This is a genomic window from Paraburkholderia bengalensis (genome assembly GCF_037126505.1).
Lineage (GTDB): Bacteria > Pseudomonadota > Gammaproteobacteria > Burkholderiales > Burkholderiaceae > Paraburkholderia > Paraburkholderia bengalensis.
The window spans coordinates 1-582 of the sequence record NZ_JACFYJ010000294.1 but is presented as its reverse complement, the minus strand read 5'-3'; the positions used below and the strand labels follow the sequence as shown (position 1 = coordinate 582).

Annotated in this window: 1 protein-coding gene and 1 pseudogene; both read left to right on the top strand. The window is 71.1% G+C overall.

The features are described 5' to 3' along the window. Positions 1 to 186 (top strand): annotated as a pseudogene (locus tag H3V53_RS43325) (RNA polymerase sigma factor); the annotation flags it as partial. Next, on the top strand, positions 176 to 582 hold a 407-nt coding region (locus tag H3V53_RS43320; protein WP_336603057.1), incomplete at its 3' end, for an anti-sigma factor family protein. The pseudogene H3V53_RS43325 and the gene H3V53_RS43320, both read left to right, overlap by 11 nt.

The window sequence follows — 582 nt, the reverse complement described above, 5'->3', positions numbered from 1 at the left end:
CCCGCCACGCGCGCGGCGGCGCGGCAGTGTCCGGGGCGTCCGTCGCGCGGCGGCACCGCATCGGGCGATCCGCCATCGGGCGGCGCAATGCAGGACGGCAAAGGCAGAACCCAGGGCGGCTGGATGCCGCACGCTCCCGGCGCGTTGCCGGGCGGACTCGCACAGGAGGCGCCAGATGGACTGTAACGAAGCAAGGCCGCTTCTCGATGCGAATGCGGACCACGAACTCACGCCGCCGCAATCGCGCGACGTGCAGCGTCATATCGAAGGCTGCGATGCCTGCAGGAGGGAAAGCGAGATGGTGCGGGCGATGAAGGGCGCAGTGCGTTCGGCTTCCTATCATCGCGCGCCGGACGAGTTGCGCGCGAGAATCATGGCGTCGTTGCCGCCAGTCGCGGAGGTTTCCAAAGCGGACTGGACGCAGGCGGACTGGACTCAGCCGTCAGCGGAACAGCGCCCCGAGCCGCGTGCGAGGCAGCGCAAAGGCTGGTTCGACTGGCTGCGGCTGCCGCAGGGTTCGGGTGGCGGCTTCGGGTCGCTGGCGGGCGAGGGCGCAGGCGGCGCGACGAGCGGCGGCTCGAC